General features: G+C 55.3%; 14 protein-coding genes and 2 pseudogenes. 2 read left to right on the forward strand and 14 right to left on the reverse strand.

Annotation, left to right across the window (positions count from 1 at the left end):
• Positions 1-82: 82 nt before the first annotated feature.
• The 4 genes from AO064_RS18095 to AO064_RS18110 are packed head-to-tail and all read right to left on the reverse strand — an operon-like array spanning position 83 to position 2,424.
• The gene (locus tag AO064_RS18095) at positions 83-733 is read right to left on the reverse strand and encodes a DUF799 domain-containing protein (protein ID WP_012721604.1); all 651 of its coding nucleotides are present in this window, start codon (positions 731-733) and stop codon (positions 83-85) included.
• Complete coding sequence (locus tag AO064_RS18100) at positions 730-1,092, reverse strand: DUF4810 domain-containing protein (RefSeq protein WP_064054199.1); 363 nt, start codon at positions 1,090-1,092, stop codon at positions 730-732. The genes AO064_RS18095 and AO064_RS18100 overlap by 4 nt, the downstream gene beginning before the upstream one ends.
• Before the next feature lie 29 nt (positions 1,093-1,121).
• Positions 1,122-1,802: a CsgG/HfaB family protein gene (locus tag AO064_RS18105; RefSeq protein ID WP_012721602.1), complete on the reverse strand. Its 681-nt coding sequence runs from the start codon at positions 1,800-1,802 to the stop codon at positions 1,122-1,124.
• Between the two features lie 40 nt (positions 1,803-1,842).
• The gene (locus AO064_RS18110) at positions 1,843-2,424 is read right to left on the reverse strand and encodes a hypothetical protein (RefSeq protein ID WP_064054200.1); all 582 of its coding nucleotides are present in this window, start codon (positions 2,422-2,424) and stop codon (positions 1,843-1,845) included.
• A gap of 254 nt (positions 2,425-2,678) precedes the next feature.
• Here AO064_RS18110 and AO064_RS18115 point away from each other — a divergent pair.
• A pseudogene (locus AO064_RS18115) lies at positions 2,679-2,954 on the forward strand (hypothetical protein); the annotation flags it as partial.
• A gap of 91 nt (positions 2,955-3,045) precedes the next feature.
• Here AO064_RS18115 and AO064_RS18120 read toward each other — a convergent pair.
• Positions 3,046-3,666 (reverse strand): hypothetical protein, encoded by a 621-nt coding sequence (locus tag AO064_RS18120; protein WP_064054201.1) that lies wholly within the window; start codon positions 3,664-3,666, stop codon positions 3,046-3,048.
• A 425-nt stretch (positions 3,667-4,091) separates the two neighbouring features.
• Here AO064_RS18120 and AO064_RS18125 point away from each other — a divergent pair, with 425 nt between their 5' ends.
• Entirely contained in the window at positions 4,092-4,349 is a 258-nt protein-coding gene (locus AO064_RS18125) for a hypothetical protein (protein ID WP_064054213.1), read from the forward strand.
• Between the two features lie 194 nt (positions 4,350-4,543).
• Here the strand turns inward: AO064_RS18125 and AO064_RS18130 are convergent, their stop codons facing one another.
• The 9 genes and pseudogenes from AO064_RS18130 to AO064_RS31305 form a co-directional block, all read right to left on the reverse strand.
• Positions 4,544-5,053 (reverse strand): hypothetical protein, encoded by a 510-nt coding sequence (locus AO064_RS18130; protein WP_147469647.1) that lies wholly within the window; start codon positions 5,051-5,053, stop codon positions 4,544-4,546.
• 475 nt (positions 5,054-5,528) lie between these two features.
• Positions 5,529-6,002 carry an RDD family protein gene (locus tag AO064_RS18135; RefSeq protein WP_064054203.1) on the reverse strand — a complete coding sequence of 158 codons (474 nt, stop codon included), beginning with the start codon at positions 6,000-6,002 and terminating at the stop codon, positions 5,529-5,531.
• 32 nt (positions 6,003-6,034) lie between these two features.
• A complete protein-coding gene (locus AO064_RS18140) occupies positions 6,035-6,451 on the reverse strand; it encodes a hypothetical protein (protein WP_064054204.1) in 417 nt (138 codons plus the stop codon).
• On the reverse strand, positions 6,448-7,236 hold the full coding sequence (gene lepB / locus AO064_RS18145) for a signal peptidase I (protein WP_064054205.1): 789 nt from the start codon (positions 7,234-7,236) through the stop codon (positions 6,448-6,450). The genes AO064_RS18140 and lepB overlap by 4 nt, the downstream gene beginning before the upstream one ends.
• Positions 7,237-7,275: 39 nt before the next feature.
• Positions 7,276-7,716 (reverse strand): SMI1/KNR4 family protein, encoded by a 441-nt coding sequence (locus AO064_RS18150; RefSeq protein ID WP_224265920.1) that lies wholly within the window; start codon positions 7,714-7,716, stop codon positions 7,276-7,278.
• Between the two features lie 153 nt (positions 7,717-7,869).
• Positions 7,870-8,319, reverse strand: a complete 450-nt coding sequence (locus tag AO064_RS18155; protein ID WP_064054206.1) for a hypothetical protein — start codon at positions 8,317-8,319, stop codon at positions 7,870-7,872.
• Positions 8,320-8,344: 25 nt separating this feature from the next.
• Positions 8,345-8,878: a hypothetical protein gene (locus AO064_RS18160; protein WP_244159533.1), complete on the reverse strand. Its 534-nt coding sequence runs from the start codon at positions 8,876-8,878 to the stop codon at positions 8,345-8,347.
• 208 nt (positions 8,879-9,086) lie between these two features.
• A complete protein-coding gene (locus AO064_RS30355; protein ID WP_082893955.1) occupies positions 9,087-9,491 on the reverse strand; it encodes a hypothetical protein in 405 nt (134 codons plus the stop codon).
• Positions 9,492-10,225: 734 nt separating this feature from the next.
• A pseudogene (locus AO064_RS31305) lies at positions 10,226-10,421 on the reverse strand (hypothetical protein); the annotation flags it as partial.

Genomic DNA, 10,421 nt, shown 5'->3' on the forward strand with positions numbered 1-10,421 from the left:
AGACGCAAGGTGCGGGATGTTCGGGTTAACCCTGATTCAAATAACACCACAGTCCAACTGTGGTGCTCTCAGAATCCGGATATCAGTCCGTGCCGTACTTGGGATTACGCGGGCCGTACAGGATCCCCGCACGCTGCCCCGGCGACAGCAGGCGCGCGCTGGTGATACCGGCGATCGGATGCGCCGCATCGGTGGAGCTGTTGATCACTTGCTTGACCGCCGCCGTGATCAGCATGCCGACGAGGCCACCGCCGTTGTTGTTGCCTTCCTCGCTGGACGCATGCGCCGAGCCGGTCCACAGGGTGGTGCCGGTGCGCAGGTCGACCAGTTTGGCCGAGGCCGTCACGGAGGTGTCGCTGGAGATCAGCATGTACTTGGTGCCGTAATTGGTAACGGTGATGTACAACGCCGAATCCGCGCCAAAGATGTCATGCAGCTTGGCCGGTGGCACCGCCTGGATATCGTTGGCAGTGGTCAGGCCGTTCTGGCGGAAGGTTTCGTCCACCAGGGCAATCGGCAACACGTAGTAGCCGGCTTCCGCCAACGGGTAGGTCACTTGCGAGACCATGCTGTAGGAGGCCTGCACTTCCGGCGACTCATTGATCGGCGGCAGTACCAGGATCGACTTCGGTCGCGCCTGTTTGTATGCCGTGTAGTCAATGGTCTTGGGGGCTGCGCAACCGCCGAGCAGGGCCAGGGCCAGCAAGGCGCCAGTGAGTTTCAACAGGCTCATTTAGCGGCGACTCCGGTCTTGGCGTTTTTCAGCAGAAAATCCATGTAGGCGGCGGACTCAGGGAACAGTGCCTTCTCGGTGCGGAACTCCTGCACCATCTGGTCATCCTTGCCCATGCTCAGGTAGAGCATGCCCAGGTGCGCGTGGTAGCCCGGCGGGGCCTTGCGGCCGCTGGCGTTGATCTTCTGCAGATCCCGCTCCAGCGCCTCGACCTGCGCTTCCTTGGGCTCGCCCTTGAAGTACTCGTAAACCTGCGGCTGGTAGCTTTCCCATTGATACAGGGGTTGGGGCGCCGTCTGGCACCCGGCGACCGTTGCGACTGCTGTCAGCATCAGCGCCAACTTAACTGCCTTGCTCATCCGTGTACTGCTCCTTGAGGTGTTGCTGATCAGTTGCGCGGGTTCCAGGCGCCGGCGTTGATGCCGTCGACGAGGCGGTTGATGGCTTCGCGCATGGCCAGGTCGAGGACCTTGCCATTGAGGGTGGAGTCATAGCTGGCGGTGCCGCCGAAGCCGACCACTTCACGGTTGGACAGCGCGTACTCACCGGCGCCCTGGGTGGAATACACCACTTCGGAGGTGCTGATGTTGACGATATTCAGTGCGACTTTGGCGTAGGCCACCTGGGTCTTGCCACGGCCAAGGATGCCGAACAGCTGGCGGTCACCGGTCTCTTTGCGGCCGAACTCGGTCACATCGCCGGTCACCACATAGTCAGCGCCTTTGAGCTTCTGCACGGTGCCTTTGATCGCGGCTTCCTGGGAGATTTCGCCCATGTTGTCGCGGTCCAGCACGCTGAAGCGGTTGGTCTGCTGCAAGTGGGTGATCAAGATGGTCTTGGCCTGTCCGCCGAGACGGTCAACGCCGTCGGAGAAGATGCCGCGCATGTAGCTGGAGCGGTTGTCGAACTTGCCCACGGCGATTGGCACGCGCACGCCGGAATAAGCGACGTGGGCGCTGGCGACTTGTTCCACCGGCATGGCGCGGTTGCTCTCCGTGGCGCAACCGGCCACGGTCAGCAGCGCTGCGGCGGTGAGGCCCGACAGCAGGATTTTGGACAGTGTGTTCACAGGGTGCTCCTGGGTGATAAATCGGTTAAAGCGGATGAAACTAACGGGATGGAATGTTACGGAGATCGGTGGCGATGAAACTGCTCAAATTACCGGTATAAAACCCCTCGACATTTGAGTTGCCGCTACGGGTCAAAATACCGCCAACGGTCTTCCAGTGTTGCCATTGTCCCGGCCCCATACTCGGCATGAGGCGTTCGCGCGTTTGCGCAAAATGCAGGACTTCGGTATCGCCTTTCTTGACCTTGACCTCATAGCTGAAATCAACCGAGACCAAGTACTTGTTGTCTTCGATGATCGTGCTGACAAGCGCGCCGTGCGTATCCTGGATGAGCCGTTTGTAGACGACTTTCACATCGAGCAGGTAATCGGCGGAAGCCTTGCTGGTGGCGTATCGCTTGGCTTTAAGCAGGCGGTTAATCAGGTCAATGCCCAATTGTTCGCGGACTTTATCGTCCGACATGAAGCGATCGTTCTGCCCCTCCACCTCAACATCGAAGTTGTCGAGCCAGTAAGTAGCAATCTTCGCAATTGTGACCGGCGCCGGCGAGATGTAGTAATCCGGCTTGGAGGCACAGCCCGCCAGTAGGCAGGCCGCGATAAGTACGGCAAACACACGCATGTCTGAGTTCGTCCCTGAAAAGTATCGTGCTTTAAACAATCGCGGCATTTTACGGAGTTGAAAGCGCTTCTCAAGCTGTTTTACCGCTCAAGTAGTGTCGTTTTAATGGCACTGCCAGCCAAGCGCGCGGCGCTCGGTTATAAAGCCTTGTCGGGCAAACAAAAACCATCCGGGCGTTTGCTCGGCCCACTGAGTTTTTTGGGGTTTAAAAAAATAAACAACACGCACTTAAGTTATCCACATGTCTACGTCGACACTGCAACCAAGAGTACAGCCCGGTCTCGGCGTTCCTCACCGGCTTCACGTTCTTCGTCATCCCGACCACGGCAAAGAACATCTTTACCCTGGAGACGGTGTTCAAGGACAAGGATGGCAAGGAACTGGGCCGCGTCAAAAAGAGCGAATCGGTGCGCACGTGGGTGCACCTGGTGCTGATCGTGGGCATCCCGTTCCAGAGCGATACGCGGGAAGTGGTCGAGGCGCTGACGCGCAGTACGCTGGATGAGGCGGTGCAGCGCAAGTTGCTGTAACCCCGCCCCCTGTAGGAGCGAGCTTGCTCGCGAAAAACCAGAGAACACCGCAGGCATTCAGCATGCCCGCGGTATCGTTGCCGGCCTCAGCTCACTTGATCAGGTCAGGTCGAGTGGTCTTGAGCATCGCTGCGCTCACCGCACCCTGAACCGAGCAGGTGATCATGCCATTGCTGGGCTTGGCCAGGTCACTCGGTGCGGGCTCGACCATCAAGATGCGTTCGGCCGTATCGGTGACCAGCTTGCCTGCGTTGTCATCGCCGCCCTCCGGTACCCAGGCTGATTGCTTGTGCGACCAGATCTGCGCACGCGCGAAGATACCGTTGGCTTTCTCCAACGCCGTACCCGGAACTTTACTCAGCTGTGCGTAAAGCGCGTCGGGCGCCTGCTCGGTGTAGAAACCCCAGTTGATGATGCGCGGGCCCATCAGGTCTTGGTCTTCGGCGAAAAAGCCGGTCAAGGTCATACCGTCAAACGTCAGTGGCGTGTCGAACATCCAGCGCTGGCCCATATCGGATTTTGTGCCGCCGCTGAGCGTGATCCTGCCGTTCTCCACCTTATGGGTGACACGGTCCTTGAGCCCTGGCTGGCTTACCACAGCCAGGGAGTTCTGGTCGCAGGCGAGAAAACTTTGCAGGGCAGGCGCTGCGGCGAAGCTGCTGGTGCAGGTCACCAGCGCAGCGAGCGAGATAAGCAGACGATGCATTTTCATTGAAGAGCTTCCTTGGGTATAGCGGTGGAGCAGTTTCGAAAACGCCGGCGAAGGCCGATTCAGATTTTTGATGCGTCTGGGCATCGCCAGTGTGTCGGCAGTGGATGGCATAGCATGAGGCATTGTGCCACTACTTTGATGCCTTGCGCGGTTTTGGGTGAGGGGCTTATAGTCCGGCCGTCGCCCAAATGGCGATCAGGTTTGGCGACCTGACAACAGAGTGCAAAAGCAATCCGCTTTCATGCAGGTGTTTTTGCACCCGCAAAGCCGTACCTTTTATGGCGGCTGTGCGCGGGAGACCTCCGGGTCTGCCGGTTTACTCTGTTGCCGGTTCGCCAACCTGCGTACAGCTGCCACCCATTCGTTTGGCGACGATTGAGTGGTGGCCTCAACCACTTAACAGAGTGCCAATTATGAACCGTTACATGCCCCTGACCGGCCACGACTGCACCGTCCCCGCCCTGCTGATCGACACCCAAGCCCCCCTCGACGTCCTCCACGACGCCGCCGTGCACCGCATCCAAGCCGTCACCCAACTCCTGGAAAACCTGGCCTTCCGCGATCAGCTCAGCAGCGACGCATTAGTGCTGCAGGACTTCGCCCATCTGCTGGCGATTCCGCTGCGCGACGGCTGTGATTTGTTGGATGCGATCAGTCGCAGGCTGAACGCCAGCCCGTCCTGACTCAGACCGGGCGGCCGTTCAGGCCGCCCTGCTCAGGTATTGATGACAATCGTCTTGGCCAACATATCGCCCAAGCGACGACGCAGGCCGAACAGTACAAAAAGACCGTCCAGCACACTGAACAGCAGCTTCGGGGGAAATAGTGGTCAGACCACCATTAATGTAACCGTGCTCTGCCCGGCAGGCTGTTGTGCCTATGCCGGCGCGCTGTAAGAAACATCTCCCGAGTCGCGCCAAACTCCATTCGCAAAGCTCACTGGTCGCTGTGGGTAACAAACCAACAGCCCTTCGACGAACTGACAAAAGGACAAGTCAAGTCGCGTTATCCAACGCATATTGTCGATTTCCAACAATCGCCAGTGGTCTCCGCTGTCGAAACCGAAAGCAGTCCCGACGCTATCCCAGCCGAACAGCCACACCTCGCCCTTCGCGCACGCTTCATAGGGCCCGTCTTTATAAATTCCATCATCACCGAAGTAGTCAGCCTTAGCAGAAAGCAGCATCGGTTGAATCGTCAAAAGCGGCAGCGCGCAGTCGTCCTCCTTGATTTCACCGTGCCCCCGCTTCTGCATAAAAGCAAAGTACTCGTCTGGCGCCGCCGGCCACTGCTGCCGCATCACACTTATTTCACCTGAAGAAACAGGCGTCAGCCGCTCTAATAGCGCACATCCCAGCGCATTAAATACTTCTAATTTTTCGTACATGTTCACCATAACCTCGGGGTTATTGTGGAAACGCTTTCAGCTACCCGCTTGAGTGCTCCTCATTGCTCCGCACGCCAATCGACGTAACCTTTCACCTCAATCAATTGATTAAGGATGAAGCTTGAGAAGTTATCGGCCAGCACCCTCACCTAAGAAATAGGGGTCATAAGAAATAGGGGTCAGACCACCATTAATTTAACCGTGGTCTGACCCCTATTTTTTCATGTCTGAATTCGTCCCTGAAAAGTATCGTGCTTTAAACAATCGCGGCATTTTACGAAGTTGAAAGGCGTTCTCAGGCTGTTTTGACGCCCCGGCGGCGCCGTTTTACTGGCGCTTGCGTGCAAGCCTCTGGCGAAATCTCCTAAGGCTTTGTCAGGAAAACAAAAACGACAGTGGCCATTAGCCTTTACGTAATAAATAAAAAGCGAGGTCCCAGGTTTGGGCAGCCGATACTGAATCGTTCATAACGTGCTTATCCCCTGCCTTTGTCGTAAATATCCGCCAGGCTGCGAACGCTCGTCAGATTACCGGTCTGGATCACGATGGTCTTGGCGAACATGTCGCCCAGGCGTGTCCTCGATTCCATGAGGATCCACACCCAATCGATGACCACCAGCGCACCGGAGTTACGCGTAAACGACTGGGAAACGCTGCAACCCTTGAGGGTCTTGCGGTCAACCGTGGCAATGCTCAGCAGGCGCTTGCCCAGGCTCTGGCCGTTGGGGAGCGCATCAGCCAGCAGGAAGTAGGCAAAGCCCGCAAAAAACGCGCAGAGGAAACCGGCCTTGGGCGTCGCCGCAGGGACATAGGCAGACAACGCCTCTGCACTATATTTGACGATGAAAAAGATCAGCACCGCGATGGCGCAGTCAATGATGCGTGCGGCCAGGCGACGGCCGATGCTGGCCAGGATTGTGGGGCGTTTAGGGGTGCTATTTGCGTCCATACAGGGTTACTCCAACTTCAACGTGATTGCGTCTATTCCGGGCGGGTGCAATTGCGCTCCCAGCCTTTTTCAATCGTGCTGCCGTACTTTTCACAGGACGCCCTTTCCAACAGAGCGTCCAGGGAATCGCGCCCAGGCTCAACCCACAGCAGGCCGAGCAAGTAGGCCGCCGTGGCCGCGAGCACCAGCATCGCGGCCATCCGAGTCAGCATGAATCGAAGCGTTGCTGCGGTTGTGCGCGATCGCTCAAACACGAACGCGAACAACAGCCCAATGCCGCACCACAGGAAGCCTGCGACTGCCACGCCCAACGGCGTCGAACCAGGATCGAGGTAGGCCCAGGCCAGCATGGATACCGTGGCGCTGGCGAACATCACCAACAGGCACAGCCACTGGGCAACCCGACACCCAATGCTGAAAAAGCGCGCCAAGCGCGTTTGAGCATTCACGGGAACGTCATACCGATGCGTGCCCGCTCTTCGGAAAACCAGATGCCTGTGACCTTACCGACCACCTCTTCAACGGCCACCTGTCCCATAAAGCGGCTGTCATTGCTGTTATTGCGGTTGTCACCCAGCAGGTAGACGTGCCCTGGCTCGACCTTGAGCGGAGCCAACTCCATCGACGCCGGCCCATTCACACGGTCTGCCGGCGCATGAAACAGGCCGAGGTTTTCACCGTTGCGGATCAGTTCGCCGTTGACGATGGCCAACGTATCGCCCCCGACACCCGCCACGCGCTTGATCGCCTCAGTGCCGTTCCAACGGTACACCACGATATCGCCGACCTTCGGCGCACCGGCCTTGAGGTCGGCCACAATGTAGTCGCCCACGGACACCGTCGGCGCCATCGAACCGGTCGGAATGTAGTAGTTCTTGAACCCCATCAGCGGCCCCCGCAGGACCTCCAACAGAATGAACGTGATCACGATCAACACGCCGACGTATAGCGCGTGGAACCGTTTGCGCGGCACGCCCGCCGGGCCCGTGTAACGACGGGCCAACACTGCCGATACGATCGCCGAGCTGAGCTTGACCGCGATAATCCAGCCGAACAACACGTACAGCCCGATGGGCGAGGCGCTCAGACCGAACACGCCGAGCAGCACCACACCGCCGTACAACAGCGCAGCAACCGAAATGGCCCACTTGATACGGCCCACGTAGACAAGCCCCCAACCGGCCACCAGGCAGGACATCAGGAAAGCTTGCAGGGAGAGTTTTACAGGTTTCATTGATCATCCTTAATAATGCAAGTGCGCGCGTTGCGCCTATTACTGTGCGGCGCGCCAATCCACGTAACCCTTGACCGCCTCTAACTGGCTCAACATGAAGCTCGAAAAGTCCTCGAACAAAACTGTTGCCCCATCCAGTTCAGGATCAATTTCTACGATTGACCAATCGTTCTCTGCGTCGAATGCATAAAGCACACCGCTCCCACTGCTGGCAAACACATACATATGACGGTAGGCATCGACCTCGCATTTGGCGATGGCGGCGTACTTCACTGGGCCGTCCTCGATGTAGAGCGCGCTGTCCAAGTCACCGAAGCCGAACTGCTCAAGAAACTCAAGATAGTCATCCGGCACACTGTCGCGGTGCGAAAATTCGACGCCACTCAGTATTAAATCCCGGTCACTTATGCAGCTTCCATAATCCCCTTCGTACTGCTCAGCAGAGGTGATGTGTTTTATAAGTTCGCGAATATTCAACATGTACTCCATCGATACCACGCATAACCCTAATTGCCCTGCGCAGGAGGGCGCTTGCTCGCGCAAAAACCGGAAGACGCCGCGCGATGGGATTAAAGGGGACGGATTTATTTAACCGCTTACCGACTGGCGCCACTACCAAATAAACCGCCCCCTTTAGTCCAGTACTGTTTCAATCTCTTGTCTTAAGAACCGCGGGGCCGGCGTTGTAGCATAACGCTGTGCGATTTCAAAAGGGTCGACAACTTTTGCTTTAACCCCTTCAATTGAAAAGTCGCCGACCACATATTTGGCGAAAGACGATGACAGCCGATCATCATCAAGTAGCCAGCAGCCATAAAACAAGGAAATCAGGTACTCGCCAATGTAATATCCGATACGCGTCACAAACCAGACTCTGTGTTCCTCACTGATAACAGCGTGCTGAAACCCACGGTCCAGCAGAGCTAAAAACTTTTTTGGCTCAACCAATACTTCATGAGGCTGATCAAATCCGAGACTTTCACAGAATTTATGCAGCACCGGCAGACGCTCTGATCTAAATGCCGCAAATCCAGCAGCACGTCGGTCAAGCAGCCTATCCGGCGTTTCTCCACTGTCTACCATTAATCACCTCACTCACTGCTGCTTTTTAATAGTTACCATGCACACGACATTTCCACAAAATGGCATAGGGCAGCTCGTCATCCAATATGTCTGTCGAGCGAAAATAGTAGACCACTGAAGCGTTCTCGAGGCTTTTGTGAACGAAGGCACCATCTGACATTATGCGGTAAGAGGCATGTTCCATAACGTCCCCCACGGCCTTCCACGCTTGCTTGATTTGACCATAGGTCGTGCCTGCCGTCTTTGGTATCAATTCCGCAGAGGGACTACTGACAGCCATGTCATCACGTTCAACTTCTCTGAAATAGGCTCGACGAAACGCTGCCTCGCTGGCTGCCCAGTAAAAAGAAACTAATCGGAGTTTGTCTTGACCATCCTCGTTAACGGTGTCCGCCAAGCAGAATTGATTATCGCAAGTTCCATAAACACCCTCATCGATGAGTGAAAGTGCCGCTCCGGATGTATCAAGGACATCACCTGCTTTTTGCTCAAGCAACAACGACCAAGGAATCATCACCACACCCTCCAGAATTATTGCGGCCATTTGAATATTTTGCATTCGATCCTGCCAGCCTTGAGCGCATTTTCAGCCGCTGTTTTATGCGGTCCCTCTGGTATTTTTTACCGAATTAGAAAATAGGGTTCAGACCACCAATATACGTTTTAGCAGTAATCGTGGTCTGACCCCTATTTTCTCACCGGCAAGCTCAGAGGCTAGAGTAGATTTGTGGGGACTCCTCAGGGTCTGCCCCCTTTTTTTCACTTATTCAGCCGTCGCTTTGACTCAAAATATTTATCTCACGCCAGTAGACAGTCGCTGGTAGAGACTGATTCTGATTAAACAAGGAAAAAACCTCGATTACATCATCAATATTAAACCACTCATCCTTTTTTAATGGTACACGGCCCGCACCAAACGACAGTAAGCTTCCATCTTCAAAGTTTGTACTAGAATTTGAATGATAACCTCTGAACAGTTTTTTACTTTTAGCGTCATATCTTTCAATAAAACAAGTGAATCTGCCTCCAGCCACTTGCACATAGTTACCCTCATCATCAGTTATACATGCGAATGAGCTAGGGCCGTAGCTTTTTAATTTTTTTAGCGCCTTTATAATCTGCGCTTGATTTACACCTACTACTACAGGACTATTTTCGGCTTCGAGCTTCATATTTCCCACCTTTATGGCACATAGACTGTTGTAGCGCTTTCGATGACTTGTCCATTTAGCCGTCCTTTCCCTTGCGCCCCAAACTCATTAACAAAGTAATCGGTAAATTCTTGATAGCTGGTCTTACTAGCCGACCCGCTTTTTACCTCAAGAGAAATAGGGGTCAGACCACCAATATACATTGGTGCACTAATCGTGGTCTGCCCCCTATTTCCCTGGGTGTCTTAGCCGCACCAAGCAAATGCTTAGTAGCGAACTTCCCATCAAAAAGAACAGGCAAATTATTCTTACTGGTTCCGGCTACTTCTTTTGCATCTACTATTCAAAACGACAGTAAAGTGGCCATTTATCAAGCCCGATTGAATTCAGGATCAACAATGCAATCAAGCCCAGCAGAAACAATTCATGTCCTTTGTCATTCGCCTCACCTGTGACTCGGATATTTCATCTCGGCCCTGCCTTCCAATTAAGGACTTCGGATCTACCACCTGTGGAACGCCGCTAACAACATCCGCCCCAACCGCTCGGGGCTCACTACCTGCATACCGCCGCCAATCCGGATGGTAAGGATTGGCCTTCATCTCGTCCGTAACCGTGGTAAGTCTCGTCGGCTTAGGTGCTTCCGCTGCCGGCTTTTCATCCTGGAAGCTCGCGCCATTCGCCGCTGGAGCACCGTCACCCACGGCTTTCGTTGTCCCAGAGGGCAAATCGCTCGGAGGTCCTTTTGCACCTGTTCAACCCTTCAATGCTGGCAAAGACAGCACTTCATCGTACTGTGGCCAGTCTTCCCTTGCGCGTTTGAGCACACCTTGCATCAACTCGTCCAACTCAGGCACTGGTTGCTCGGGCGGCAATTGGTCAAAGGGCGCGGCCAGCAGCGGATGATCAATCTTCTGCGGATTGGCTAAACCTTCCCACTGGCGCAGGCGC

This window comes from Pseudomonas marginalis, from assembly GCF_001645105.1.
Lineage (GTDB): Bacteria > Pseudomonadota > Gammaproteobacteria > Pseudomonadales > Pseudomonadaceae > Aquipseudomonas > Aquipseudomonas petroselini.